The organism is Streptomyces sp. NBC_00162, assembly GCF_024611995.1.
Lineage (GTDB): Bacteria > Actinomycetota > Actinomycetes > Streptomycetales > Streptomycetaceae > Streptomyces.
The window spans coordinates 2,572,561-2,597,230 of the sequence record NZ_CP102509.1; the positions used below are offsets into that span (position 1 = coordinate 2,572,561).

Consider the following 24,670-nt stretch of genomic DNA (forward strand, 5'->3'; position numbering starts at 1 on the left):
GTGGGTGCTGGTCGCGGGGGCGGGCTGTATTACGGGGCGGGGGTGAGGGCGGTGGCGTCCGCGGCGCGCAGGGCGTCCGCGAACTCGTCGACGGCCTGGAAGAGGTCCAGTTCCGCCTCGGGCCGCAGCCGGTCGGGGCCGGAGCCGCGCTCGACGGAGGAGTCCAGGACGAACCGGCCGGCGGTGACGTGCCGGGCGCCGAGGGCGGCGAGCACCGGACGCAGGGCGTAGTCGATGGTCAGGACGTGGGCGAGGCTGCCGCCGGTGACGAGCGGCAGCACCGTCTTGCCGGCGAGGCCGTCCTGCGGGAGCAGGTCGAGGAAGGCCTTGAGCAGTCCGGTGTAGGAGGCCTTGTAGACCGGGGTGGCGATGACGATGCCGTCGGCCTCGGCGACGGCCTCCAGGGCCCGGCGGATGTCCGGCTCGCCGCGGCGGGCGGACAGCAGGTCGGCGGCGGGCAGTTCGCGCACGGAGAGGTGCGCGGTCCCGAAGCCGGCGTGGGCCAGGCGGCGCAGGACGTGGTCGGCGACGACGGCGGTACGGGAGTGGGCGGAGGGGCTGCCGGTGATGGCGAGCAGCTGGGGCACGGGGGCTCCTTGGTCGTCGTACGGGAACGGACGGTCAGGCGGCGGTCGCGGCCGAGGCGCCGGAGGCGATGCCGAAGGCCGGGTCCGGGACGCTCGAAGGGCTGAGCAGGCGGGAGGGCTCGCCGTCGGGGCCGACCGGGACGTCGCCGTCGACCGTGACGCGGCGCAGGGTGCGCTCGTGGTCGTCGGAGTCGTCCACGCCGTAGTGCTGGGTGGCGCGGTTGTCCCAGATCGCGACGTCGCCGGCCTGCCAGTGCCAGCGGACGGTGTTCTCGGGGCTCTCGATGTGGGCCTGGAAGAGGTCCTGGAGGAGGCGGGAGTCGCGGCCGGTGAGGCCCTTGATGCGCTGGACGAAGTTGCCGAGCAGCAGGGTGCGTTCACCGGTCTCGGGGTGGACGCGGACCACCGGGTGCTCGGTGAGGAACTTCGTGGAGGTGAAGACCTCGCGGTACTGGGCCAGGGCCTCGGGCAGCGCATCGGGCTTCAGGGCGGCGTAGTCGTACTCGTTGGAGTGGACGGCGCGCAGGCCGTCGGCGAGGACCCGCAGCGGTTCCGGGAGGTTGCCGTAAGCGGTGGCGGTGTTGGCCCACAGGGTGTTGCCGCCGTACGGGGGGATGGTCACGGCGCGCAGGACGGAGAAGGCCGGGTAGGCGGGGACGAAGGTGACGTCGGTGTGCCACTGGTTGGCGCGGGCGCCGTGGTGGGAGTCGATGCCGAGGGCGTACCGGCCGTCCGCGGAGGGGACGGTGGGGTGCGCGACCGGGGCGCCGAGCAGCCGGGCGAAGGCCTCGTGGCCGGCTTCGTCGAGGTGGTCCTGGCCGCGGAAGAAGACGACCTTGTGGGCGAGGAGGGCGGCGCGGATCTCGGCGACGGTGGCGGCGGGCAGGTCTCCGCCGAGCCGTACGCCGCCGAGCTCGGCTCCGATGCGGCCGCCGATCTTCGTGACGGTGACGGTAACGGCGGTGGTTGTGGCAGTGGCCATGGGAACTCCCTGGGCAGGGGCGCGGACGAGTTGTCTCCGCGGCGGAGGAAATGGAGGTACGCGGCAGCGCGGTACGACGCGATGCGGGTACGGGAAGACGCGCGGGCCGGGCCTCGGGAACCGGGGGCCACGGAGGCGCGGGGCAGCCGGGGCACGGGGCAGCGGGGCAGCCGGGCCGTGGGGCCCTGGGCCGGGGCCCTGGAGCAGCCGGGCTCAGGCGCGGTGCGGGGCCGGACAGCGGCCCGGACACCCGCCGGGCGCGGTACAGAGGCCGGGGGTGTGGAGCCGCGGGACGAGGAGTGCGTTCGCGGTCATGGCTCGGAGCCTGACAGCGCCCCCACCCCCGGTCAACCCCCGCCGAAGGCCCCCGGCGGGGCCTCGGCCGGAACCCCCGCCGGGGCCTTCGCACCCGCTGCGACCTGGCCTTTCCTCGTACCTGGGAGAAGCGCACGAACCCGGCCCGGCGGCCGAAAACCGTGGCTGGATTTCACGCCCCCGCAACGCGACCGCCACGCGTCCGCCGGATCCGCCTGCCGCTGCCGCTGCGCGGGGCCTCCCCCACCCCGCCCCTTCTCCCCCAGCTACCGCTGGGAGGTGCCCCCAGAAACCGGGCTCTGCCCGGACCCTCCCCCAGACTCCGTCCGGGGGGACCCCCACTCAAACGCCGGCGGGGCTGGGTTATGCCCGGCGGACGGCATCAGCCAAATCCAGCCCCGCCTGGGGGCCCCTCCCAGCGGTAGCTGGGGGAGTTTGAGGCGCGGGGTCTGGGGCGGAGCCCCAGCAACGGCGCCGCGCCCCGGCTCTTCTGTCGGATGTCTTCAAAACCGGCGATCATGGTCGGGACCGAGCAGCCACGCGTCCCGCACCAGGGAAGATCCGCCCCGCCGCGGCGGCGCTCCGGCCCGCCCCCGACACCCCCGCGCGGATCGTGATCTCGCACGCGGACCCGGCCACACCCCCGCAAGCCGCCGCAACGGTGCTGCTCAGCCGGGTGTTCCGTGATCCAAGCCGCTCAAATGAGAGGGCGAGATCACACCCGTCGGTATAGTGCCGCTTGAGCGTCCTCCCCTACATTCGAGCCATGACGGTCCTGCCTGACGACGGGCTCTCCCTGGCCGCCGAGTTCCCTGTCGCGACACATGAGCAGTGGCAGCGCCTTGTAGAGGGCGTACTGCGCAAGTCGGGCAAGGAAGTCTCCGGCGAGGCTGCTGAAGAAGCGTTGTCCACCCCGCTCGAGGACGGGCTCATCACCCGCCCGCTGTACACCGCGCCGCCCGACGGGACGGCCCCCGACACCGGTTTCCCCGGATTCGCCCCCTTCGTACGGGGCGGCAGGCCGGAGGGCACCACCGCCAACGGCTGGGACGTACGCCAGCGCATGGTGGGCACCGATCCGGCACGCCTGAACGAGGCGGTCCTCGCCGATCTGGAGAACGGGGTCACCTCCCTCTGGCTGACCGCGGGCCAGGGCGGCATCCCGGTCGACGGTCTCGCCCGCGCGCTGGACGGGGTCTACCTGGACCTCGCCCCGGTCGTCCTGGACGCCGGAGCCGAATACGCCGAGGCCGCCCGTACGTTGCTGAGCCTGTACGCCGAGCGCGATGTCGCCCCCGAGGCCGCCCGGGCCTCCCTCGGCGCCGACCCGCTGGGCCACGAGGCCCGGACCGGTGAGGCGCTGGACCCGGCGGGTGCCGTGGAGCTGGCCCTGGAGGCCGCCGCCGGCTGGCCCGGGGTCCGCGCGCTGACCGTGGACGCCCTGCCGTACCACGAGGCCGGCGGCAGCGCCGCCGAGGAGCTGGCCCTGTCGCTGGCCACCGGTGTCGCCTATCTGCGCGCCCTCACCGAGGCCGGTCTGAGCGTCGAAGCGGCCCTGGGCCAGCTGGAGTTCCGCTACGCGGCCACGGCCGACCAGTTCCTCACCATCGCCAAGCTGCGCGCCGCGCGCCGTCTGTGGTCCCGTGTCGCCGAGGCCTCGGGGGCCCCGGAGGCGGGCGCCCAGCTCCAGCACGCGGTGACCTCGCCGGTGATGATGACCCGCCGCGACCCCTGGGTGAACATGCTGCGCACCACCGTGGCCTGCATGGCCGCGGGCGTGGGCGGCGCGGACTCGGTCACCGTGCTCCCCTTCGACCACGAGCTGGGCCTGCCGGACGCCTTCGCGCGCCGCATCGCCCGCAACACCTCCACCATCCTGCTGGAGGAGTCGCACCTGGCCCGCGTGATCGACCCGGCCGGCGGCTCGTACTACGTCGAGCGGCTCACGGACGAACTCGCGCACGCCGCCTGGGAATTCTTCCAGACCCTGGAGAAGGCCGGCGGCCAGGCCGCCGCCCTGCGCTCCGGGGTGGTCGCCGAACGGCTCGCCGCCACCTGGGCCGCCCGCTCGAAGAAGCTGGCCAAGCGCCGCGAACCGATCACCGGCGTCAGCGAGTTCCCGCTGCTGTCGGAGAAGCCGGTCGTACGCGAGAGCGCGCCCCCGGCGCCGACCGGCGGTCTGCCGCGCGTCCGGCGCGACGAGGCGTACGAGGCCCTGCGCGCCCGCAGCGACGCGCACCTGGCGGCGACGGGCGCCCGGCCGCGGATCTTCCTCGCCGCTCTGGGCCCGGCGGCCGCGCACACCGCGCGGGCGGGGTTCGCCTCGAACCTGTTCCAGGCGGGCGGCATCGAGGCGGTGCACGACCCGGTGTCCGTCGACGCGTCGACGGCCGCCGCGGCCTACGCCGCGAGCGGCGCCGACGGCATGGCCGTGCTGTGCTCCAGCGACGCGCTGTACGCGGAGCAGGCCGAGGCGGTGGCCGAGGCCCTGCGCGCGGCGGGCGCCACGACCGTGTTCCTCGCCGGCAAGCCGGGCACCGCAGAGACGTCCGTGGACGAGTACGTCTTCGCCGGCTGTGACGCCGTCGCCGTGCTGTCCTCCGTACTCGACCGGATGGGAGTGCCCAATGAGCAGTAGGAACAGCATGAGCATCCCCGATTTCTCCGAGCTGTCGCTCGGCCCCACCGCCGCCACCGGAGTCTCCGAGGACCAGTGGCGCTCCTCGGTGAAGGAGTCCACCGGCACCGCGGCCGCCGACCTGCTGTGGGAGACCCCCGAGGGCATCGGCGTCAAGCCGCTGTACACCGGCCGCGACGTGGAGGGCCTGGACTTCCTCCAGACGTACCCGGGCGTGGCCCCGTACCTGCGCGGCCCGTACCCGACGATGTACGTCAACCAGCCCTGGACGATCCGGCAGTACGCCGGATTCTCCACGGCCGAGGAGTCGAACGCCTTCTACCGGCGCAATCTGGCCGCCGGCCAGAAGGGCCTGTCGGTGGCCTTCGACCTGCCGACGCACCGCGGCTACGACAGCGACCACCCGCGCGTGACCGGCGACGTCGGCATGGCGGGCGTGGCGATCGACTCGATCTACGACATGCGGCAGCTGTTCGACGGGATCCCGCTGGACAAGATGTCGGTGTCCATGACGATGAACGGCGCGGTGCTGCCCGTTCTCGCCCTCTACATCGTGGCGGCGGAGGAGCAGGGCGTCTCCCCCGACAAGCTCGCCGGGACCATCCAGAACGACATCCTCAAAGAGTTCATGGTCCGCAACACCTACATCTACCCGCCGAAGCCCTCGATGCGGATCATCTCCGACATCTTCTCCTTCACCTCGCAGAAGATGCCGCGGTACAACTCGATCTCCATCTCCGGCTACCACATCCAGGAGGCCGGAGCCACGGCCGACCTGGAGCTGGCGTACACCCTCGCCGACGGCGTGGAGTACCTGCGCGCCGGTCAGGCCGTGGGGCTGAACGTGGACGCCTTCGCGCCGCGCCTGTCCTTCTTCTGGGCGATCGGCATGAACTTCTTCATGGAGGTCGCGAAGCTGCGCGCCGCCCGCCTGCTGTGGGCGCGTCTGGTCAAGCAGTTCGACCCGCAGAACGCCAAGTCGCTGTCGCTGCGCACCCATTCGCAGACCTCGGGCTGGTCGCTGACCGCGCAGGACGTCTTCAACAACGTGACGCGTACGTGCATCGAGGCGATGGCGGCGACCCAGGGCCACACCCAGTCGCTGCACACCAACGCCCTCGACGAGGCGCTCGCGCTGCCGACCGACTTCTCGGCGCGCATCGCCCGCAACACCCAGCTGCTGCTGCAGCAGGAGTCGGGGACCTGCCGGTCGATCGACCCGTGGGGCGGCAGCGCGTACGTCGAGAAGCTGACGTACGACCTGGCGCGGCGGGCCTGGCAGCACATCGAGGAGGTCGAGGCGGCCGGCGGCATGGCGCAGGCCATCGACGCGGGCATCCCCAAGCTGCGCGTGGAGGAGGCCGCGGCCCGTACGCAGGCGCGGATCGACTCGGGCCGCCAGCCGGTGATCGGCGTCAACAAGTACCGGGTGGCCACCGACGAGCAGATCGACGTCCTCAAGGTCGACAACTCCTCGGTGCGCACCCAGCAGATCGCCAAGCTGCGGCGGCTGCGCGAGGAGCGCGACGAGGCGGTCACGCAGGACGCGCTGCGGGCGCTGACGAACGCGGCGGAGCGGGGCGCGGGCCAGGGCCTGGAAGGCAACCTGCTGGCCCTGGCGGTGGACGCGGCGCGCGCCAAGGCCACCGTGGGCGAGATCTCGGACGCACTGGAGAAGGTGTACGGGCGGCACGCGAGCCAGATCCGTACGATCTCGGGTGTGTACCGCACCGAAGCAGGCGAGTCCCCGTCCGTGGAGCGCACCCGCGCGCTCGTCGACCGGTTCGAGGAGTCGGAAGGCCGCCGTCCGCGCATCCTGGTCGCCAAGATGGGCCAGGACGGGCACGACCGCGGCCAGAAGGTGATCGCGACCGCATTCGCCGACCTGGGCTTCGACGTGGACGTCGGCCCGCTGTTCCAGACCCCGGCGGAGGTGGCCCGCCAGGCCGTCGAGGCGGACGTCCACGTGGTGGGCGTCTCGTCGCTGGCGGCCGGCCACCTGACCCTCGTACCGGCGCTGCGCGAGCAGTTGGCGGAGGAGGGCCGCGAGGACATCATGATCGTCGTGGGCGGGGTCATCCCGCCGGCCGATGTGCCCATGCTCCTGGAGATGGGCGCGACGGCGGTGTTCCCGCCCGGAACGGTGATCCCCGACGCGGCCCACGACCTGGTGACGCGGCTGGCCGCGGACCTGGGCCACGAGCTGTAGGCGGCCGCCGGTGCCGAAGATCGACATCGAGGCGTACGCGAAGGGCGTGCTCGACGGGAAACGCGCGTCCATCGCGCGGGCGATCACCCTCGTCGAGTCCACCCTGCCCGCCCACCGGGCGCTGGCGCAGGCGTTGTTGACGGAGCTCCTCCCCCATGCGGGGAGGGCACGCCGGATCGGGATCAGCGGGGTGCCGGGGGTGGGCAAGTCCACCTTCATCGACGCGTTCGGCACGATGCTGACGGGTCTGGGCCACCGGGTCGCGGTGCTGGCGGTGGACCCTTCGTCCAAGCGCACGGGCGGCTCCATCCTCGGCGACAAGACGCGGATGGAGCGCCTCGCCGTGGACCCCGCGGCGTTCGTCCGCCCCTCACCGTCCGCCGGAACCCTGGGCGGGGTCGCGAAGGCCACCCGCGAGTCGATGATCGTCATGGAGGCGGCGGGCTACGACGTGGTCCTCGTCGAGACGGTCGGCGTCGGCCAGTCCGAGACCACGGTCGCGGGCATGGTCGACTCCTTCCTCCTGCTCTCCCTCGCCCGTACGGGCGACCAGCTCCAGGGCATCAAGAAGGGCGTCCTGGAACTGGCCGACGTCCTGGCGGTGAACAAGGCGGACGGCCCGCACGAGCGCGACGCGAAGGCCGCCGCCCGCGAACTGTCGGGCGCGCTGCGTCTGATGCACCCGGCGGACTCGGCATGGACCCCGCCGGTGCTGACGTGCAGCGCACGGGAGTCGGCGGGCCTGGACGAAATCTGGAACCGCCTCGAACAGCACCGCCGGCTCCTGGACGCGAACGGCCGCCTGACGGCGAAGCGGGCGGCCCAGCAGGTGGAGTGGACCTGGTCGATGGTCCGCGACGAACTCCTGGAACGCCTGCGCTCGGATCCGGCCGTACGCTCCCTCGCGCCGGACCTCGAAGCGGCGGTCCGAGCAGGCCGCGTCACCGCCACCGCGGCGGCGGACCAGATCCTGACGGCCTTCGGCCGCGCCTGACAAAACGCCGCCGGCGGGGCTGGGGGCGGAGCCCCCAGCAACGGCGGCGCCGCAGGCTACGCCTCGACCAGCACCGACCCGGCGGCCCCGAGCACCTCACGCAGGACGCGGGTCTGCTCGGCCACCTCGCCGGAGGCGAGCAGCGCGGACAGGACGGCGATCCGGGCCTGACCGGCCCGCAGCGTCCCCGTCGGCACCGCACCCGCCGCCACCAGATCCACCGCCCCGCCGTGCGTGTAGATCTCGGTGACCGGCCCGGCCATCACCCGCGTGGTCAGCGCGACCAGCACCCCGCGCCCGACGGCGGCCTTGACGGCGTCCACGATCTCGGGAGTCGCGTTGCCCGCGCCCGTCCCTACGAGGACGACACCCCGCGCACCGGCCGCGACGGCGGCGTTCAGCAGCACCGCGTCGCCATCGGCGTGGTGCACCACCACGTCCACGCGCGGCGGCAGCTCCGGCATGGCCGGCAGCGCGAGCGGGGCGGGCCGCTGGGGTTCGCGCAGGATGGCGACCTTGCCGAAGCCGATCTTCCCGAGCAGTTCCTTCGAGGGGTCGGCGAACGCGTCCATCGCCACGGCCTGCGTCTTCACCGTGCCGCGCGCGGCGTGCACCCGCCCCGCGAAGGCGATCAGCACGCCCAGCCCGCGCGTGGTGGAGGCGGTGAGGAGCGCGTCGTACAGGTTCTCCGGCCCGTCCCCGTCCGCGGTGCCCATGGGGCGCTGCGAGCCGGTGAACACCACGGAGCGCGCGTCGTGGTGGTGCAGGTCGACGAGGAACGCCGACTCCTCCAGGGTGTCCGTGCCGTGGGTGACGACGATGCCGTCGACGCCGGGGTCGGCGAGCACCTCGTGCACGGTGCGCAGCAGGGTGAGCTGGTGGGCGGTGGTGAGCCGCGGGCTGTTCACGCTGAACAGGTCCACGACCTCGACGTCGATGCCTTCGGGCAGCGGCGCCGTGGCCATGACCTCGCTGCCGTCGGCGTCCGCCGCGAATCCGGAGCCCTGCCAGCGGCTGGCTATCGTTCCGCCGGTGCTGATGACGACGATCCGCCCCATGGCCGCGGCCACCTCTCCTCGCACGTATGTACTGAAACAGCAATGATAGAGAGATCTACGCGCAATGTGATTGCTTCTTTCACCTCTCCCGTAACACCCGGTGGGTGATAATTGCGTAATGGATGCCATTGACCGGGATATCTTGCGCGAGCTCCAGGCGGACGGTCGCCTGAGCAACCAGGAACTCGCCCAGCGCGTGGGACTGACCCCCTCCCCCTGCATGCGCCGGGTGCGCCAGCTGGAACAGGACGGGGTGATCCAGGGCTACCGCGCCGTGATCTCCCCCGAGGCGGTGGGCCGCGGCTTCGAGGTGCTCGTCTCGGTGGAGGTCCGCCGCGACCGCGAGGCGGTCGAGGCGTTCGAGGCCGCCCTCCAGGACATCCCCGACGTCATCGAGGCCTACCGCCTCTTCGGCAGCCCGGGCTGCCTGCTGCGGATCGCCGTCGCGGACCTGCGCGCGTACGAACGCCTGTGGATCGAGCAGCTGACGGCGCTCTCCGGGATCACCGAGGTCAACTCGCAGATCATCATGAAGCGCATCAAGGAACCGACCGGCCTCCCCGTCGAACGCTGAAACACGCTCTGTAAAACCTCTCGCCACAGGCGACGGCCCCGCCCCGGAATCCATGAGCGCGGAATCCAGGACCGGGCCGTCGCTCCCGTTCGTTTCGTTCAGCGCAGGGAAACGAACTTGGCCGTGCTCGGTACGCCCTTCTCGTCCAGCAGGAAGAGCATGTAGTGGCCGGGCGGGGCGTCACTGGCGGAGGGCGGGGCCTGGAGCCCGACCGTGTTGCCCTGACGGTGGACGATCCGCAGTTCCAGGTGGCGCTGACTGGTGTTGACCGCGTGGGTCGCGGTGGTCGGCGCCAGCAGGACGGCCTTCTTGACCTGCCCGGGGGTCGAAGTCGTCACCTTGAAACGGGAGTCGAAGCCGATGGGGCCGCTCGGCACGTGGTCGAGCCTGGGCCGGGAGCCCTGGTGGAGGTAGGCGGGCTCGAAGATCTCGATGCTGCCGTTCATGTCGTCGTCGATCTTCGGGTCGTTGGCGAGCTGCTGGAGTTCGTCGCCGGTGACCATGACGCGGCCGTCGGGCAGGACGACCGAGTTGGCGTGGTAGCCGCGCGGCAGCCGCTGCACGGGCCCGAGCCGCCACTCCCCGAGCGCGTTGCGGGTCTCGATCTGGCGGTACTTGAGATCGGACTTGGGGTTGTAGTCGCCGTTTCCGTAATCCCGGATGCCGTAGGCGCCGTTGACCGTCAGCAGGCTCGCGTCCGGGAGGAGGAGGGTGTTGTCCTGGGTCCGGCCGAAGGCGCGCGGCTGCTTCTTCTCCCACACCCCGTTCGCGAGCTGGTAGGTGTTGGGGTCGTCGCGGTCGCCGCCGAGGATCAGTACGGAGTCGGGGCCGCGGAATCCGGCGGGCAGCGCCACCGCCGAGCCGTAGCCGCGGTGGACCCCGTCCGGGCGGGCGGGAAGGTCCGTACGCGTCTCCGCGACCGGATCGAAGGCCCACTGCCGGGCGGCGTGGCGGCCCAGGCCGTACACCTTTCCGTCGCGCAGGGTGAACAGGTGCGGGTAGTCGCTGTCCTCGCCGAACGGGGCGTCGACACGAAGGGTGTCGGTGGGAACGTCCCGCGGGATCACGGTCTTCTCGAAGGGCACCGGGTGGCTCTTGGCCGGGAACCGCTCGACGACCGAGGTGGAGGTGCCCCAACCTTGCTCGGTGTGCCCGGACATGATGAGCAGGCGCCCGTCGGGGGCGGTGGCGACGGTCGGGTACCAGCGGCCCACCGACATGTCCTTGTTGACCGCCCACGACTCGGTCCACGGGTCGAAGACGAGGGACAGCTTCGCTCCGGCGCCTCCGCCGTAGCCGAGGTTCCCGCCGAAGACGCCGAGCATGCCGTTGGGCAGGAAGGCGTGCCCGGCACAGAAGAAGGGGGCCGGGCGCTTCACGTCCGTGCCGTCCGGCACGACCAGCTCGGGCGGGGTGACCTTTTTGAACGCCTCGGGGCCGGTCCCCTTCCCCGGATCCCAGAGGAAGGCGCGGCCGGCGTTCTCCGGCCCGAGCGTGTTGGTCGGTGCCGGCTCCTCCGTGGGGTCGGTCTCGACGCGCTCGAAGGAGAAGAGCAGCACCTTGCCGGTGGGCAGCATGGCGATGTGGGCGGCGAAGTCGGGCGACTGGAAGTACTCCGCGAACTGCCCGTACGCTTTGGGATGGAACTTCGAGTTCGCCAGCTCCTGGGACCTGGTCAGATCGTTCAGGCTCTCGATCCGCGCCAGCTGGGAATACCCGCCCAGCGCCTGGGCCGCCGCGCGGATCTTGGCATGCTCCTGAGCGTGCCCGGTCCCCAGCGCCGCTGCTTCGTCGGGATGGCCGTCCCCGTCGTGGGCGGTGGCCGGAACGGCGGCGACGAAGAGGGCGGTGGCCGCGAGCGCGGAGAGCGACGCCGCGAGTCTCTTGGAGCGGTGCGTGCGTGACATGTGACTCCTCACCTGTGAGCACTGCGGACAGACGGGAAGCCTGCCGTGGGCGTTGATCACCCACAGCGACAGATGTATGACGAGATACACACACCGCGCTCACCGAACCCCCGCCCCCGGGCACACGCCCGTCGGTGTCACACCCCAGCCCCGACCTGCCCGAACCCCACTCCCCCACCCGCACCGCGGTCCCCCGCACGGCCGTCACTCTTCGTAGACGGACACGCCGACCGCACCACCTGAACGCAACCCCCTGGCGAAGCGTCACCCGCTGCCACCGACCACCTCCAGAACCGCCACTCACACCGACCTATGACACTGGCCCGAACAGAGAGTGAGGACCACAAGCCCCGTACCACCCGACCCGCCCGGTCGACCCGGGGCTTCGTTCCCCATTGGTCGACTACCGCCGTACCGGCACCCGCCTCCACCCGCGCCACGGCTGAGGATGTCCTTGCGGGTGATGACCGGCGCGGTCTCATCGATCCGTACGTCGGTCGGGCACTTCGCGACGGCGGCGGCACGGTTCGCGGCGGGCTTGTCGTCGCCGAGGGCGTGGGCGGTGCCGGAAGTGGCGAGGACGAGCGCGGTGGTGGCGGCGAAACCGGCTGCGGTGAGCTTGAGCACGGGAGTCCTTTTCGCGAACTGGGTCGGTGGCGGGGTCTGCAGGACCGGGACCGGGCCCCGGGGTGGGCGGAGTCCCCCGGGGCCCGGTCGGGTCAGTTGTCGGTGCCGTCGAGGGCCGTGTCCGGGATCCAGGAGCCGTGGATGCCGGCGGTGACGCGGCGCGGGAGGTGGACGGTGGCGATCCGGTCGAGGCCGGAGGCGTCCAGGACCAGGAGCTGGGAGGCGTCCTGCTTGAGGTCGGAGAGGACGGTGAGGAGGTAGCCGTCGTCCTCGCGGGTGGCACCGGCGGCGGGGACGAAGACGGCCTCGCTGGGCAGGCGGGCGTCGCCGGCCTGGTGGATGCGGCGGGCACCGGTGGTGCGGTCGTACTTGACGATGCCGTAGCCGCCGAGACCGTCCTGGTCGGGGAAGGAGACCGCGTACTGGTAGCGGTTCTCGGCGCCGAGGAACTCCTCGTTGAGCGTGGGGAATTCGACGGCGAGGTCGTCGATGGCCTGCTCGTCGACGCTGCCGGCGGCCAGATCGATGACCCATCGGCGGTTGAAGGAGCGGGTGTTGGGCTCGGTACCGCGGCCGGGGGCGCCGACCCACCAGTTCCAGGAGAGCTGGAATCCTTCCCGGTCCACCGTCGGGCCTTCCAGCACGATCCGGCCCGCGGCGTCCTCGTAGGCGTTGGCGGCGTGCAGCATGTTGCCGGGCTCGATGGAGAACCAGCGGATCTGCCCGGCGCCCTGCGGACCGCGCGGCATGACGCCGATCCGGGCCGGCTGGGCATCGCTCCAGCCGTAGGGGATGCCCGAGTGCTCGGTCGGGTCGAAGGTGACGCTGCCCTCGACGAAGACCACGTAGTGGCGGGTGAGCGCGAAGTCGTGCTTGAGGGAGGCGGTGGCCCCCGGCACCTCGAAACTGTGCGTGACCTGGCCCTTGGCGTCGGCCACGTAGTACATGAGGTAGGGCGGGAACGGCGAGGAGCCGAAGAAGTGCAGCTCCCCGGTGACCGGGTCGGTCTTCGGGTGCGCGGTCATCGCGCCGCGCAGCTTGCCGTCGAAGTCGTAGGCGCCGACCGTGTCGAGGTCCCGGGTGAGCTCGAAGGGGAAGTTCGCCTCGCAGAGCGCGAGCAGGCGTCCGGCGTGCTCGATGACGTGGGTGCCGGCAGTACTGGCCGTCAGGTCCGGGCCGTGCTCGGTCATGTAGGGGGCGCCGTCCAGGGCGGGGGTGTGCACCCAGCGGTTGCGGTACCACTCGGCGCGGCCTTCCCGCAGCCGGATGCCGTGGACCATGCCGCTGCCCTTGAACCAGTGGGTGGGGGTGACGCCGGGCTTGGGGTTGTGGCTGTTGCGGATCAGCCGGCCGGTCAGCTCCGGCGGCAGGTTGCCCTCGACGGTGAGCTCGGTGGCGGTGATCTCGTCGACGGCCGGGGCGTAGTGGCCGGTCAGGTAGGGCTTGGCGGTGGTGGTCATGGCAGGAAACCTCGCTTCGTGTGACGGTGACGGATGAGAGATGTGGCGGGCGCGGTGGGTGACTGAGGTCAGCCGGCCTGCTCCGCGCGGGACTTGAGGGCGGCGAGCCAGGCGGTCAGGGAGTCGTGGAGGGCCTGGCCGAGCTCGGCGGTCGCGGCGTCGACGGGGGCGCCGCTCCAGGACTCCTCGGTGTGGACGGTGACCCGGCTGCCGGTCTGCTCGAAGGTCCACACGTGGACGCCCTCGATGCCGTTGGCGGGGCCGCCCCAGACCAGGCGCTCGCCGGGGACGATCTCGCGGATGGTGGAGGTGATGTCCAGCCCGTGCGTCTTCCAGCTGAAGGAGCCGCCCGGCAGCAGCGGTCCGTCGAGCTCGGCCTGGTCGACATCGGCGTTCCAGCTCGGCCAGGTGTCGATGTCGGTGTACAGGTCCCAGACCCGCTCCAGCGGGGCGTCGATCACGGTGGACAGGCGGACGATGACGGGAGCGGTCTCGTCGATGGTGAACATGGTGCGTCTTCCTCTCGGTGGATCCGGCGATGGGTCAGCGGGTGCGGATGGTGGTGGACGGCGCGGCGTCGGTGGTGGACGGTGCCTTCCCGTCCGGGGTACGGCTTCGTCGGGTCAGGAGGGCTGCAAGGGCGGCGGTCGCGGCCAGGACGGCGGCGGAGATGGCGAAGGCGGTGCGGTAGCCGGCGGTGAGCGCCTCCAGTTGGGGCTGGTGGGCGGCTGCGTGGGCGGTGGTGGTGCCCGCGAGGGTGGCCAGTACGGCGAGGCCGATGGCGCCGCCGACCTGCCGGGAGGTGTTCACCAGGCCGCCGGCCAGCCCGCTGTCCTGCTTGGCGACGCCGTCCACGGAGAGGGCGGTGAGCTGGACGAAGGCGATGCTCAGGCCCAGTCCGATGAGGGTGCTGGCTCCGAGGACGTCGGCGAGGTAGCTGCCGTGGGCGGTGATCCGGGACAGCCACAGCAGTCCGGCGGCTTCGGTCAGCAGGGCGCCGGTCACCGTCGCGGTGGCGCCGATCCGGCGGGAGATCCGCGGGGCGAGGGCGGAGCCGAGCATGTTGGCTGCGGCGAGCGGGAGTTGGCCCAGGCCGGTGACCAGGGGGCTGGAGCCGAGGACCTGCTGCTGGTAGAGCGGCAGGAAGAAGAACAGGGCGATCCACACCGAGCCCAGCAGTGCCATCAGCAGGTTGCCGACGGTGACGCGACCGGCGCGGAACAGGCGTGGAGGCAGCAGCGGATTCGGGTGGCGGCGCTCGACCAGGACGAACACGGCCAGCAGCACGGCGGTGACGGCGAAGGCCCCGAGGACGGCGGTGTCCGTCCAGCCCGAGCGGCGGGCGGTGGTCAGGCCCCACACCAGGGCGGTCAGCGCGAGGGTGACGGCGGCGGCGCCGGGCAGGTCGAACCGGCCGCCGGCGCCGACCGGGCTCGGCGGCACGCTGAGGGCAACACCGGCCAGGACCAGGAGCGCGCCGATGGCGACGGCGAAGAAGATCCACGGCCAGCCCCACGCCTGGGTGAGGACACCACCGAGCAGGACTCCGGCCGCGCCTCCCGCGCCGGACACCGCGCCCCACACGCCAAGTGCCCTCCCCCGCCCGGGTCCTGGCGGGAACAGGTCCATCACCAGGGCCAGCGCCGCCGGCGCGATCGCCGCCGCGCCCAGGCCCTGCACCGCACGGGCCGCGATCAGCACCGGGGGCGAGGCTGCCAGCCCCGCAGCCAGCGAGGCGGCCCCGAACACCGCGAGACCCGCGAGCAGTACCCGGCGCCGGCCGAGCAGGTCGGCCGCCCTTCCGCCGGCCAGCAGCAGTGCGCCGAAGGCCAGCCCATAGGCGTTCACCACCCACGTCATGCCGCCGTCCGACAGCCCGACGCCGTCGCGGATCTGCGGCAGGCCCACGTTCACGATCGAGGTGGCGAGCATGACCGTGAACTGCGCCCCCGCCAGAGCGGCGAGCGCCGCTCCGGGACTGCGGGTGGTGGCGGTGATCCTCACGACCGATCCTCCTTGAGTGGTTAACCACTCACACTTGACGCCTAAGGAAAGGCGGGGCCGCATGCCCCGCCGACAATTCCAGCCGTCCGGCCGCGAGCCGGACGTCAGTAGTGCGTGATGCCCGCGGACAGTGTTCGGATCCAGGGGGCGTCCACCTCGTCGGCCCCCATGGAGACGATGAGGTGGCACAGCATGCCGAGCGCGAAGAACTGCTGGACCTGCTCCTCCGTGCCGCCCGAAGCTCCGCGTACGTACTCCACCACCCGGGCGTAACCCTGCCGGACCGCCTCACGCACGGCCGGCTCGGAGACGGCCGCGGCCTGGGCGTGCAGCTGAATCAGCATCAGGTCCTTGTCGCTGATCAGCAGCGCGTAGGAGTCCCCCATGGCCTCCAGGACCACCTCGGCGGAGCTGCCCTTCGCCTCGGCCGCCGCCCGCTCCAGGCTGGCCCGGACCAGCACGAAGCAGTGCTCGACCACCGCGGTGAACAGCAGCTCCTTGCTCGGGAACAAGCGGTAGACGTACGCCTGCGAGATGCCGGCCGCCTTCGCCACCTCGGAGGTGGTGGTGCCCCAGTAGCCACGCGCCGCGAAGGCGCCGATGGCGGTGCGCAGCACCGTCTCGCGGCGCTCTTCGGCGGTGGAAAGCTTTCGGGGTCGTTCGCTCTTCATGTGAGTACTCAACCACTCACACTCTTGCGTGTCAACGCATCCCCCGGCGCCTTGCGACGGCCTCGCCCGCCTCGTCGAGTGGATCGACCTCGCCACGCTCGCCTGACGCTCCTCGGCGATCTTCGAGTACCCGATGCTCGACCGCGATCCCCTGCCGTCCTGGAGCTTCGGACGGGTCACCCTGCTCGGCGACGCCGCACACCCGATGTTCCCCATGGGCATGAACGGCGGATCGCATTCACAGCGCCGCCCCGATCCGGTCGAACGCCTCACCCAGGACCGCCGGATGGCTGGCGGCGTTGATCCGGAAGTACCCGGCGTAGGCATCGCCTCCGAACGCGGCCCCGGGAAGCGTGTGGACCCTGGCGCGGGCGAGGGCGCGGGCGAAGCGCTCCGCCTGGTCCGGCTCGGGGAATCCGGCCCACACCAGGTAGGTGGCCTCGGGTGCGACGGCGTCCACCCGCAGGGGGAGCCGGGAGAGTTCCGTACGGACCGATTCCACGCGCTCGGCGAGTACGGCACGCAGTGCGGCCAGCCATCCGGTCCCCTGCTCGTAGCAGGCGACCGTGGCGATGGCGCCGAAGCTTCCGGGGCGCCCAAGCAGACTCTGCGGCAGCCCGGCAAGTGCCTCGGCCGTGCGGTCCGAGGCATAGACCGTGGCGCTCTTCAGGCCGGCGATGTTGAATGCCTTGGACGCCGAAGTGAGGCCGAAGACCCGGGCCCGGTGCACGGCGGGGTCGGCGAACACGGACCGCGGCTGCCCCGCGAGTCCGAGCGGCATGTGCACTTCGTTCGCGAGCAGCAGCAGATCGTGTTCCAGGGCGAGGGAGAGCGCCGCGGTGATCTCGTCGGTGTTCCAGGCCCGCCCTACCGGGTTGTGCGGCTGGCACAGAATCCAGGCCCCCGCACCGGCCGCCGCGGCAGCCTCGAGCGCGGCGAAGTCGTGCCGGTAGCCGGCCTCGTCCTGAAGCAGCGGCACGGCCACCGGGCGCATGCCGGCCTCTTCGATCACCGTGAACAGGTCGCCGTACACCGGTGTCTCCACGATGACGGGGCTGCCGGGCGGCAGCTGGTCCCGCAGGAGTGACCGCAGCCCGGTCAGTATGTCGGTGGTGCAGCGAAGTCCTGCTGTGGAGGCGTGGTGCTCTCGGGCCAGATGGCGTGCGCAGGCCCGCTCCTGCTCGCCGGTGAGGCCGTATCCCGTCTCGCCCTCCCGCACGGCGCGTTCGAGGGCGCGGCGGAGGAACTCCGGTGCCTCCAGATCCATTTCCGCGACACCGAGGCAGATCCGGTCCGGTTCGAGCGCGCCCACCTGCCACTTCAGAGTGCGCCGGGCGCGCAGGACGTCCGCGTCCGCTGTGAACCTCGGGGCGTCCCCGTGCGTGAGCCGGTCGTCAGTCCGCATCGCGATCCAGCTCGACATAGAGGCGGGTGCCGCCCTTTCCCTTGGTGCGGCGGCGCACGGTGATGCCGCCCAGGATCTCCTTCGGATGCCGCACGTGGGTGCCGCCGCAGGGGATCTCGATCTCTCCCGAACGCCAGACGAAGACGTCGTCGGCCCCCGGCAGGGGGGTCACGACCGCCTCCCCGGCGGCATCGAGAAGGGCGAGGACACGGCCTTGGATCTCCTGCACCGCCTCGCTGGGGATCGAACAGCCGAAGTCGAAGCGTGCGGCACTGTCGCTGATGTGACAGCCGCGGGTCGAGCGCGCCTGGCCGTGCGCCGTGAGGTATTCACCGGTGGCGTGGAACAGGAAGTGCGCCAGGGTGTGCATCTGCATGTTGCGGAAGCGGCGTTCCCAGTCGATCTCCATGGTGACCTCCGCTCCCACCTCGAGCGAGCAGGGTTCCTCGAACACGTGACAGAACACCGAGTCGATCGTGGCGACTTCACCGTTGGGCAGCTGATAGGGCCGACCGCCCGCCTTCTGTACGTCCACCACTCGCTGTCCGTCGACGGTTCCCTGGTCGGCGACCTGCCCGCCGGACTCGGCGTAGAACAGTGAACGGTCGAAGACCGCGTGGTGCCCCTCGACCGCCAGGACGACGGCCGTCGCGGTCGTCGCGTACGGGTCGTGGTGGTAGAGCTGGGCTGTGGCGGGAGCCTTGCTCCACAGGGCGGGGTTAAGCATCGGTCCGTCCTCCGTTCAGCAGTGTCGTTCCGTACAGTTCGCCGCGGTCGGCGAAGAAGGTGAGTATCTCGCCGTCGGCGGACGGGCCGAGGTCCGCGGCGAGTTGGCGCGCGCCCATGAAGCAGACGCCGGACGATCCGCCCACGCTGAGCCCTCTGGCGGCCAGCTCTCGCACGCCGTCGCAGGCCTGTGCGTCGGATACCCGGTAGACGCCCTCGACCCGGGTCCTGGCCGCGTCGATCACGGCGGGGATCCGGTTCTGATTGCCGGTGCCGCGCAGGATGCTCCGGGCCGGCGAGCCGCCGAAGGTGATCGAACCCTCGCGGTCCGCCACGTAGGAGGGGATGCCCTTGGCCTCCAGCATCGCGGACAGGGCGGCGAAGTGACCGCCGCTGCCCACGCAGAAGATTCCGGCGGTGATCCGGGAGAAGTCGAGGGCGGCCATCAGGTGCGGTACCACCCAGCGGGTGTAGACCTGCGGGTTGAGCGGGCTGTCGTTCTGGTTGGTCCAGTAGTAGTCGGGGTGCTCGGACAGGATGGTCCGCAGCAGGTCGTCGCGGGCCTGCTGGCTGCCGAGGACCGGATGCGGGGTCGCGGCGATGTGGAGGACCCCGCCGACCAGTTCGATCTTCCGGCGGGTGATGTCCGGGATGCCGGGATCGGTGACCAGGTGAACGGGGTGCCCGAGCAGCCGGCCGGCTACCGCCAGGCCGAGTCCGAGGGAGCCCGACGTGGACTCGATGACGGTCTGGCCCTCGGCGAGCAGTCCCTCCTCACGGGCCAGCAGGAGCAGTCCGAGGCCGAGGATCGACTTGAAGCTGGACTCGGTGGCCGGGCTGCCGTGGATCGCGCGCAGCCGCAGTCCGGAGGCCTCGAAGCCGCCGCACTCCAATGTGCTCAGCCGACTGAGTTCTTCGATGAGTTCGTACGGATCGGGGCCGCTGTGGCGCGGCGCCGAGGGGTGGACCAGGCTCACTTCTTGCCCTCCAGGAGGTTCTTGGCCCAGAAGATCGAAACGAGCAGCACGCCGATGCCCGCCATCTGCACCAGGCTCAGACGCTGGTCGAAGAGGACCAGGCCGTAGACGGCCGCGGCGACCGGCTGCAGCAGCACGAACAGCGCGGCGAGCTGGAGCGGCAGGAACTTCACGGCGTGGGCCATCAGGGTCTGGCCGAGCAGCTGCGAGGTCACCGCGAGGGCGATCAGTACGAGCCAGCCCTTCGCGCTGGTGGGCCACATGCTCTCGCCGAGCAGGGCCGCCACCGCGAAGCAGGCGAGGCCGCAGACCAGGCTGAGGGTGGCCATGATGCGGGTGGCTTCGTGGCGCTCGCGCAGCCCCTTGGCCACGACGAGGAACAGCGCGTAGAACACGGCGGTGGCCAGGGCAAGGAGGTCACCGCGCAGATGCTGGGGGTCGAGGCCCGTTCCGAGGATGACCAGGATGTACAGGCCCGCCAGCGCGAGCAGGGCCGGCAGGGCGAGCCGCCACGGCAGCCGGTCGCCGAAGAGCAGGAAGCAGAGCGGGGCGATGATGAACGGCACCAGGTTGGCCAGGAGGTTCGCCTCGGCCAGCGAGGTGTAGAGGAACGAGATGTTCCACAGGCACAGGTCGGCGGCGAGGAACAGCCCTCCCAGGACGATCAGGAGCTGGTCCCGCCGCCCGATCCGAGGCCGGCCGGCGCCGGAGACAGTGACGGCGGTGGCGTTCACGCGCGTGCGGCGGGCGGCCGCCAGTGACATGCCGAGCAGCATGGGCGCGGCAAGCAGCGAACGGTATCCGCCGGTGGCCACCGGACCCACCTCGCTGATCCGGACGAAGACACCGCCGAGGGCCAGGCAGCAGACCGCGAGGAGCACCATGAGCTGCGAACGGGCACGACTGCCCGGCTTTTCCTCCGCAGTGGGTTCCGGCGCGTCCGGGACCGGGCCCGGGACCTCGTGTCCCGGTTCTGTCGTCGAGTCCGTCGTGACTGCGCGGCTCATGAGTGCCCCGACTCCTTCAGTGTGTAGAGGTGGCTGTCGTAGCCGAGGGAATGCAGTGCACTCCGGGATTCAGCGACACGAAGATCGTGGTCCGTCTGGTGTTGCGAGAAGATGAGCCCGGCCACCGTTCCGCTGTGTGCCACGCACACGCCGAGGGCCCCCCATTCCTTCTTGACCGCCATGAGGTCCTCCAGGGACTTCTTGGGGAGCCGGTCATTGTGCAGTTCGCTGCTGAGAGTCGCTATTTCCGCGGCCGCATTGCCGTCATTCGCGAGGAGTGCCGCGTCGAGTTCGGCGAAGAGCCGCTCGTAGACACGGGCCTTCCCCGGGTCCTCCGGGATTTCCCGGTGGAACTCCTCCGTGCGTACCCAGCCGCCCTCGTCCACTCCGACGATGCTCCAGCGCAGATCCGTGTCGTATTTCGCGATCAGGGTCTGCGACCGCTGGGCACAGGAGGCGATTCCGGGGTGCAGCAGATAGTCGCCGTATTCGAGCCTTCGGGCCACGGAGAGCGCGAGCGCGTGCGCCACTGGCGCGGGGGTCGCCGGGTGGGCTTCCTGGATGCAGAGCAGGGCGACGGCCAGGATGTCGGCGGTCGAGCTCGCGTGTCCTTTGGCCACGGGGATGTTCGACGTGATGTCGATGGTGAGACCGGCGTGGGAGAACCCCAGGTCAGCGCTGAGGGTCTCGAAGGCGGAGAGCGCTTTGGTGCGGTCGGCCGGGCTGATCGTGAGTGCCTGCGTGTCAGGGCCCTCGGCCCGTCGCAGCCGCGCTGCGCAGCTCAGCTCCTCGACGGGCGCCGTGAAGAGGAAGTGCTCGAACCCGCGCGCGCCGACGGTGTAGCCCTGCAGTATTTCTCCGAATGCGCCGTGGACGGTGCTGGCGATCTTGTCGTGCATGGGGTCGTTGTACGCGGCATCAAGTGGGTCCGGCAACCAAAGGAAACCTGCTGGCCGCCATAAGCGAGGGCATCGCGGGGGCGACCGTGAACCACATCGCGTGACCGGTTTGCTCCAGTTGCCCCGATAGGCGCCCCGCTCAAGATCATCTTGCTTATCGATGCCGAAAGGACTTCTTATGCGAACCCCCCTCTCGCGGTTGATGTTCAAGACTCGGCAAAACTGCCTCTGTATCACTCTGTGGACCTGCCGATCCATGCATAACGCCCGATACCACCGCGCCCTAAAGCGGAGTTGCTCGATTCCATTTCTCCTGCTTACGTTTCGCCCCATGATCGAGACGCGTCATCTCCGCACGCTGCGCGCCGTTGCGCAAACGGGCTCTTTCGCTGCCGCGGCACGGCAGCTGAGCTGTACCCAGCCGGCCGTGAGCCAGCAGATGAAATCCCTCGAACTGGCCATGGGTACTCCGCTTCTGATCCGCACCAGCCGTGAAGTACGGGTCACCGAGGCCGGTGCGGCCCTCGTGCGCCACTCGGCCGGGGTGCTCGCCGGACTCCACGCGGCCGAGGAGGAGATGGCGGCGTTCGCGGGGCTGCGCACCGGCCGGGTCCGGCTCACCTCATTCCTGAGCGGTACTTCGGCACTGATACCGTCTGCCATCGCCGCGATGCGCGCCGCCCATCCGGACGTAGAGGTTTCTCTCGCGGAGGCGCCTCCGCCGCGCTCCATCGACCTGCTTCGCAATGCCGACTGCGACATCTCCCTGGCCTTCCGCTACCCGGAGATCCCCGGCTCGGGCTCGAATACGCAAGGCGAGTGGCAGGACCTCGCGGTCCGCCCGCTCCTCACCGATCCTCTGGTCGTGTTGGTGCCGGAAGGACATCGCCTCGCGGAGGCGGGCCAAGTGGAACTGGCCGAACTGGCCGGCGAATCCTGGGTCATGGGCTGCCACCGCTGTCGCCGCCATCTGTTGCGGCTGTGCGAGCATGCCGGTTTCGAGCCGCGCGCCGAGTACCGAACGGACGACTATCCGACCGTGATCGGCCTGGTCGCGGCGGGCCTGGGGGTCGCCGTTCTGCCGGAACTGGCCCTGGGCGGACCGCCGTCGGCGGCGATCCGGCTGCTCCGCCTGGAGCCCACGGTGCACCGGGAGGTGGTGGCCCTGTCCATGTCGACGTCCCCCTCCGTCCCGGCGGTCGGACTCATGCTCCGCGAACTGGAACGATCCGCCGCCCGCTTGCCGAGGACGTCACCGGTTCACGGCGGCCCAGGCTAGGTTGCTCGTATGAACTCATCATCTGGACGTTCCGGAATGGATCGAGGGGCGCTGTTAGCCGCATCGGTCACTGTGGTGCTCTGGGCCTCTGCATTCGTATCCATTCGTGCCTCCGCCGACTATTTCGAACCCGGAGCGCTGGCGCTGGGGCGACTACTGACGGGCTCGTTGGCCTTGGTCTGCCTGCTGTTGGCGAAGGGCGGTGGAGTGCCGCCGCGGAAGGCATGGCCCGGGATCGTGGGATCGGGGGTGCTCTGGTTCGGCGTCTACATGGTCGTACTGAACTGGGGAGAGCAGCTGGTGGACGCGGGAACGGCGTCCATGGTCGTCAACGTGGGGCCGATGGTGGTCGCGCTGCTCGGCGGCTGGTTCCTGAAGGAAGGATTCCCTCCGCTGCTGCTGGCCGGCATGGCCGTGTCGTTCGTCGGCGCGGTCGTCGTCGGCTTCTCGTCGTCTGGCGGCGGATCGTCCTCGGTACTCGGCCTGGGGCTCTGCCTGCTGGCTGCCGTGGCGTACGGGGCCGGCGTGGTGCTGCAGAAGCCCGCGCTGCGGCATGCGACCCCGATCCAGGTGACGACGTACGGCTGTCTGATCGGCGCCGTCGCGTGTCTGCCGTTCAGCGGGCAGCTGGTGTCGGACCTGTCCCGGGCGCCTGTGTCGGCCACGCTCAATGTCGTCTACCTGGGGCTCTTCCCCACGGCACTGGCCTTCACCACCTGGGCGTACGCGCTGTCGCGGACCACCGCAGGGAAGATGGGGGCGACCACCTACGCGGTGCCCGCCGTGGTGATCCTCATTTCCTGGCTCGCCCTGGACGAGGTGCCGGGCTGGGTCACACTCCTCGGCGGTGCCATCTGCCTGGGTGGCGTGGCCGTATCCCGGATGCCCGGCTTCCGCAGGCGCGGACCCGAGGAGACCGCAGAACCGGCGGCCAGCGTGGAGACAGCACGCTGAGGTGACTCGCCGAGGTCGGCAGGACCGGAGGCGACACGGACAGGGGCGGGGACATGATGTCCCCGCCCCTGTTTTTCGTACCCGCTTCTCGCGCCTACTCCTCGATGCCTGCCATCTCACAGGATGAGCGTGGTCTCATTTCTGCCCAGTTCATAGCCGAACTGAATTCTGGTGTGCGCGCCCAGTTCCTGTTTCATCGCCGCGATATGCCCTTGCAGTGATCTCTCGCTGATACCGAGCCGGCGTGCGATCTGCTTGTCGGGATAGCCCGAGACGAGCAGTTTGCTGATGGAGTTCCGGAGTGATGGGATGACCTGCTCGGCCGCCCTCGTGGCATGTGTCGAAACGAAGGGGAAGGGATTCGCCCGATCCCAGGAACGCTCGAATATGTCTTTGAGGAAGCGCACGATGGCGGGCTCCCTGATGGCTATGGCGTTGGTACGGGTTTCATTCGCAGAAATGAACGCGACGCTTTCGTCGACGATGATCATCCGGTCAAAGAATTCGGCCAGGGTGCGGACCTGGACTCCATAATCGGAGACGGTCCGCACGTAATTCTTGGTCGCTTCGTCGAATCGCGTGGTGTGCTGATACAGGGTGCGCATCGCAATGCCCCCCGCTATCTGGCGGCGTACGGATTCGAGGGCCTCGTCAAGAACCGGCCCTGGGCGCGGCCCGTCGGGCTGAGCGGTCAGGATCTCCTTGCGCGCATCGGCGAGTGCCTCGTCGATGGCGGCGCCAATGGCTTCGAGCCCGTGGTGATAGCGGATCCGGATGTCGGGGGGAGCCTTCTCCGCCGGTGCCGCGGCCGGTGCCGGTGCCGCGGCCGGGTCGGCCAGGCCGCCCGCGACAAGCCGGGAGAGCGCCTGCAGGTGCTCGGACATGAGCTGCTGCACACCGTTCGGGGTATCCGGAATTCCGTGTTCCATTCACATTCTCCCACTCGCTCGTCCTGTCACTTCCCGAGTGCTCAAAGGGTCTTGCAATGCCGACCTAATGTCCAATACATCCCCGTGTGCGGCTTTTAGGATCCATCGGATTTTAGCAGTGCGGGAATACGAGTCATCTCGGAGCTTGAGTCAAAGTCCACCCGGACTCGAGAGTGATCAAGGCCGATCGCAGCGATCGCCTTCACTCCACTAAACGGTCCGCGGGTACCTGCCCCGCTCTTTTGGAGGCTTGACGAAATGTTGGCGACCCTTTCCCGCCCCGGTACGTCGTTCCGGCCGCGCCTGACGGTCCGCATCGCCACGGCAGCCATTGCGGCCACGCTGGCCGGCGGCGGGGTCGCGGTGTCCTCCGCGAGCACGGGCACCGCTCACGGGACATCGGGCGATGTGAAAATTCTGGCCGATGTTGGCTGGAATTCGACCAAGCCCAAGGTGACCCCGTGAGCA

Annotated in this window: 22 protein-coding genes and 1 pseudogene; 8 read left to right on the plus strand and 15 right to left on the minus strand. The window is 70.6% G+C overall.

Annotation, left to right across the window (positions count from 1 at the left end; genetic code table 11):
- Positions 1-29 precede the first annotated feature (29 nt).
- Together ssuE and JIW86_RS12155 are read right to left on the minus strand one after the other, a co-directional pair.
- On the minus strand, positions 30-587 hold the full coding sequence (ssuE, locus tag JIW86_RS12150) for an NADPH-dependent FMN reductase (RefSeq protein ID WP_257553769.1): 558 nt from the start codon (positions 585-587) through the stop codon (positions 30-32).
- Between the two features lie 34 nt (positions 588-621).
- Entirely contained in the window at positions 622-1,569 is a 948-nt protein-coding gene (locus JIW86_RS12155; RefSeq protein WP_257553770.1) for a TauD/TfdA dioxygenase family protein, read from the minus strand.
- 1,081 nt (positions 1,570-2,650) lie between these two features.
- On the opposite strand from JIW86_RS12155, the gene JIW86_RS12160 reads away from it, so the two are divergent.
- The 3 genes from JIW86_RS12160 to meaB are packed head-to-tail and all read left to right on the plus strand — an operon-like array spanning position 2,651 to position 7,725.
- On the plus strand, positions 2,651-4,522 hold the full coding sequence (locus tag JIW86_RS12160; RefSeq protein WP_257553771.1) for a methylmalonyl-CoA mutase subunit beta: 1,872 nt from the start codon (positions 2,651-2,653) through the stop codon (positions 4,520-4,522).
- A gap of 7 nt (positions 4,523-4,529) precedes the next feature.
- A complete protein-coding gene (scpA, locus tag JIW86_RS12165; RefSeq protein ID WP_257553772.1) occupies positions 4,530-6,731 on the plus strand; it encodes a methylmalonyl-CoA mutase in 2,202 nt (733 codons plus the stop codon).
- A gap of 10 nt (positions 6,732-6,741) precedes the next feature.
- Positions 6,742-7,725: a methylmalonyl Co-A mutase-associated GTPase MeaB gene (gene meaB / locus JIW86_RS12170; protein ID WP_257553773.1), complete on the plus strand. Its 984-nt coding sequence runs from the start codon at positions 6,742-6,744 to the stop codon at positions 7,723-7,725.
- Between the two features lie 56 nt (positions 7,726-7,781).
- On the opposite strand, the gene JIW86_RS12175 is transcribed toward meaB, so the two are convergent.
- Complete coding sequence (locus tag JIW86_RS12175) at positions 7,782-8,783, minus strand: asparaginase (protein ID WP_257559297.1); 1,002 nt, start codon at positions 8,781-8,783, stop codon at positions 7,782-7,784.
- 118 nt (positions 8,784-8,901) lie between these two features.
- Here JIW86_RS12175 and JIW86_RS12180 point away from each other — a divergent pair, with 118 nt between their 5' ends.
- A complete protein-coding gene (locus JIW86_RS12180; RefSeq protein ID WP_215142403.1) occupies positions 8,902-9,357 on the plus strand; it encodes an Lrp/AsnC family transcriptional regulator in 456 nt (151 codons plus the stop codon).
- A 98-nt stretch (positions 9,358-9,455) separates the two neighbouring features.
- On the opposite strand, the gene JIW86_RS12185 is transcribed toward JIW86_RS12180, so the two are convergent.
- From JIW86_RS12185 to JIW86_RS12210, 6 genes are all read right to left on the minus strand, one after another.
- Positions 9,456-11,264 (minus strand): glyoxal oxidase, encoded by a 1,809-nt coding sequence (locus JIW86_RS12185; RefSeq protein ID WP_257553774.1) that lies wholly within the window; start codon positions 11,262-11,264, stop codon positions 9,456-9,458.
- Positions 11,265-11,564: 300 nt separating this feature from the next.
- The gene (locus tag JIW86_RS12190) at positions 11,565-11,891 is read right to left on the minus strand and encodes a hypothetical protein (protein WP_257553775.1); all 327 of its coding nucleotides are present in this window, start codon (positions 11,889-11,891) and stop codon (positions 11,565-11,567) included.
- A gap of 92 nt (positions 11,892-11,983) precedes the next feature.
- A complete protein-coding gene (locus JIW86_RS12195) occupies positions 11,984-13,351 on the minus strand; it encodes a carotenoid oxygenase family protein (RefSeq protein WP_257553776.1) in 1,368 nt (455 codons plus the stop codon).
- A 68-nt stretch (positions 13,352-13,419) separates the two neighbouring features.
- On the minus strand, positions 13,420-13,860 hold the full coding sequence (locus JIW86_RS12200; protein WP_257553777.1) for an SRPBCC family protein: 441 nt from the start codon (positions 13,858-13,860) through the stop codon (positions 13,420-13,422).
- A 34-nt stretch (positions 13,861-13,894) separates the two neighbouring features.
- Positions 13,895-15,355, minus strand: coding sequence for an MFS transporter (locus tag JIW86_RS12205; protein ID WP_257553778.1), 1,461 nt, complete (start codon positions 15,353-15,355; stop codon positions 13,895-13,897).
- Positions 15,356-15,459: 104 nt separating this feature from the next.
- Positions 15,460-16,026, minus strand: coding sequence for a TetR/AcrR family transcriptional regulator (locus JIW86_RS12210; RefSeq protein WP_215142411.1), 567 nt, complete (start codon positions 16,024-16,026; stop codon positions 15,460-15,462).
- Positions 16,027-16,135: 109 nt separating this feature from the next.
- Here JIW86_RS12210 and JIW86_RS12215 point away from each other — a divergent pair.
- Positions 16,136-16,267 (plus strand): annotated as a pseudogene (locus JIW86_RS12215) (flavin-dependent oxidoreductase); the annotation flags it as partial.
- Here the strand turns inward: JIW86_RS12215 and JIW86_RS12220 are convergent.
- From JIW86_RS12220 to JIW86_RS12240, 5 genes are read right to left on the minus strand one after another with little or no spacing between them, the layout of a single operon-like run.
- Positions 16,265-17,431 (minus strand): aminotransferase class I/II-fold pyridoxal phosphate-dependent enzyme, encoded by a 1,167-nt coding sequence (locus tag JIW86_RS12220; RefSeq protein ID WP_257553779.1) that lies wholly within the window; start codon positions 17,429-17,431, stop codon positions 16,265-16,267. The pseudogene JIW86_RS12215 and the gene JIW86_RS12220 overlap by 3 nt on opposite strands.
- On the minus strand, positions 17,421-18,158 hold the full coding sequence (locus JIW86_RS12225; protein ID WP_257553780.1) for an alanyl-tRNA editing protein: 738 nt from the start codon (positions 18,156-18,158) through the stop codon (positions 17,421-17,423). The genes JIW86_RS12220 and JIW86_RS12225 overlap by 11 nt, the downstream gene beginning before the upstream one ends.
- Entirely contained in the window at positions 18,151-19,134 is a 984-nt protein-coding gene (locus JIW86_RS12230; RefSeq protein ID WP_257553781.1) for a pyridoxal-phosphate dependent enzyme, read from the minus strand. Before JIW86_RS12230 ends, JIW86_RS12225 begins: the two co-directional genes overlap by 8 nt.
- Positions 19,131-20,141 carry a DMT family transporter gene (locus JIW86_RS12235; RefSeq protein WP_257553782.1) on the minus strand — a complete coding sequence of 337 codons (1,011 nt, stop codon included), beginning with the start codon at positions 20,139-20,141 and terminating at the stop codon, positions 19,131-19,133. Before JIW86_RS12235 ends, JIW86_RS12230 begins: the two co-directional genes overlap by 4 nt.
- Positions 20,138-21,040 carry a hypothetical protein gene (locus tag JIW86_RS12240; RefSeq protein ID WP_257553783.1) on the minus strand — a complete coding sequence of 301 codons (903 nt, stop codon included), beginning with the start codon at positions 21,038-21,040 and terminating at the stop codon, positions 20,138-20,140. The genes JIW86_RS12235 and JIW86_RS12240 overlap by 4 nt, the downstream gene beginning before the upstream one ends.
- A gap of 331 nt (positions 21,041-21,371) precedes the next feature.
- Between JIW86_RS12240 and JIW86_RS12245 the strand changes: the two genes are divergently transcribed.
- A complete protein-coding gene (locus tag JIW86_RS12245) occupies positions 21,372-22,319 on the plus strand; it encodes a LysR family transcriptional regulator (RefSeq protein WP_257553784.1) in 948 nt (315 codons plus the stop codon).
- 9 nt (positions 22,320-22,328) lie between these two features.
- Complete coding sequence (locus JIW86_RS12250; protein ID WP_215142423.1) at positions 22,329-23,273, plus strand: DMT family transporter; 945 nt, start codon at positions 22,329-22,331, stop codon at positions 23,271-23,273.
- A 116-nt stretch (positions 23,274-23,389) separates the two neighbouring features.
- Here the strand turns inward: JIW86_RS12250 and JIW86_RS12255 are convergent, their stop codons facing one another.
- Complete coding sequence (locus JIW86_RS12255) at positions 23,390-24,202, minus strand: LuxR C-terminal-related transcriptional regulator (RefSeq protein WP_257553785.1); 813 nt, start codon at positions 24,200-24,202, stop codon at positions 23,390-23,392.
- Positions 24,203-24,460: 258 nt separating this feature from the next.
- On the opposite strand from JIW86_RS12255, the gene JIW86_RS12260 reads away from it, so the two are divergent.
- Complete coding sequence (locus JIW86_RS12260; RefSeq protein ID WP_257553786.1) at positions 24,461-24,667, plus strand: hypothetical protein; 207 nt, start codon at positions 24,461-24,463, stop codon at positions 24,665-24,667.
- Positions 24,668-24,670 lie beyond the last annotated feature (3 nt).

Excerpts from the sequence above, each read along its gene's own strand:
- JIW86_RS12155 (WP_257553770.1), bottom strand. The coding sequence starts at position 1,569 with ATGGCCACTGCCACAACCACCGCCGTTACCGTCACCGTCACGAAGATC.
- JIW86_RS12160 (WP_257553771.1), top strand. The coding sequence starts at position 2,651 with ATGACGGTCCTGCCTGACGACGGGCTCTCCCTGGCCGCCGAGTTCCCT.
- scpA (WP_257553772.1), top strand. The coding sequence starts at position 4,530 with ATGAGCATCCCCGATTTCTCCGAGCTGTCGCTCGGCCCCACCGCCGCC.
- JIW86_RS12175 (WP_257559297.1), bottom strand. The coding sequence starts at position 8,783 with ATGGGGCGGATCGTCGTCATCAGCACCGGCGGAACGATAGCCAGCCGC.
- JIW86_RS12180 (WP_215142403.1), top strand. The coding sequence starts at position 8,902 with ATGGATGCCATTGACCGGGATATCTTGCGCGAGCTCCAGGCGGACGGT.
- JIW86_RS12185 (WP_257553774.1), bottom strand. The coding sequence starts at position 11,264 with ATGTCACGCACGCACCGCTCCAAGAGACTCGCGGCGTCGCTCTCCGCG.
- JIW86_RS12195 (WP_257553776.1), bottom strand. The coding sequence starts at position 13,351 with ATGACCACCACCGCCAAGCCCTACCTGACCGGCCACTACGCCCCGGCC.
- JIW86_RS12200 (WP_257553777.1), bottom strand. The coding sequence starts at position 13,860 with ATGTTCACCATCGACGAGACCGCTCCCGTCATCGTCCGCCTGTCCACC.
- JIW86_RS12210 (WP_215142411.1), bottom strand. The coding sequence starts at position 16,026 with ATGAAGAGCGAACGACCCCGAAAGCTTTCCACCGCCGAAGAGCGCCGC.
- JIW86_RS12220 (WP_257553779.1), bottom strand. The coding sequence starts at position 17,431 with ATGCGGACTGACGACCGGCTCACGCACGGGGACGCCCCGAGGTTCACA.
- JIW86_RS12225 (WP_257553780.1), bottom strand. The coding sequence starts at position 18,158 with ATGCTTAACCCCGCCCTGTGGAGCAAGGCTCCCGCCACAGCCCAGCTC.
- JIW86_RS12235 (WP_257553782.1), bottom strand. The coding sequence starts at position 20,141 with ATGAGCCGCGCAGTCACGACGGACTCGACGACAGAACCGGGACACGAG.
- JIW86_RS12240 (WP_257553783.1), bottom strand. The coding sequence starts at position 21,040 with ATGCACGACAAGATCGCCAGCACCGTCCACGGCGCATTCGGAGAAATA.
- JIW86_RS12245 (WP_257553784.1), top strand. The coding sequence starts at position 21,372 with ATGATCGAGACGCGTCATCTCCGCACGCTGCGCGCCGTTGCGCAAACG.
- JIW86_RS12250 (WP_215142423.1), top strand. The coding sequence starts at position 22,329 with ATGAACTCATCATCTGGACGTTCCGGAATGGATCGAGGGGCGCTGTTA.
- JIW86_RS12255 (WP_257553785.1), bottom strand. The coding sequence starts at position 24,202 with ATGGAACACGGAATTCCGGATACCCCGAACGGTGTGCAGCAGCTCATG.
- JIW86_RS12260 (WP_257553786.1), top strand. The coding sequence starts at position 24,461 with ATGTTGGCGACCCTTTCCCGCCCCGGTACGTCGTTCCGGCCGCGCCTG.